1 protein-coding gene is annotated in these 411 nt (G+C 70.6%); it reads left to right on the top strand.

Annotated features, from left to right (window positions below; translation table 11 throughout):
- A partial coding sequence (locus B2515_RS15835; protein WP_293877978.1) for an alpha-isopropylmalate synthase regulatory domain-containing protein occupies positions 1-411 on the top strand: 411 nt, incomplete at both ends.

Genomic DNA, 411 nt, shown 5'->3' with positions numbered 1-411 from the left:
GGCAAGGGCGGCGTCGCCTGGGTGATCGAACAGGACAAGGGACTGAAGCTGCCCAAGCGGCTGCAGGCCGATTTCAGCCGCCACGTCCAGGCGCTCGCCGACGAAACCAGCCGCGAACTCGGCGCCGCCGACATCTGGGGCCGGTTTGAGGCGACCTATCTGCCGCGCGAGGGCGACCGGTTCGTGCTGCGCGACTATGACGAAACCGGCAGCGCCGGCGCCCGCCTGTTCGTCGGCCGCGTCGCGGTCGACGGGGTCGAACGCTCGATCTCCGGTCGCGGCAACGGCCTGATCTCCGGCGTCATCGCCGCGCTGGGCGAAACCGGACCCGACCTCGACGTCGTCGACTACAGCGAGCATGCGATCGGCCACGGCGCCGATGCGCAGGCCGCCGCCTATGTCGAATGCCGC

Source organism: Sphingomonas sp. UBA978 (genome assembly GCF_002292295.1).
In the GTDB taxonomy this organism is placed as follows: domain Bacteria; phylum Pseudomonadota; class Alphaproteobacteria; order Sphingomonadales; family Sphingomonadaceae; genus Sphingomonas.
This window is presented reverse-complemented; position numbering and strand designations above follow the sequence as displayed.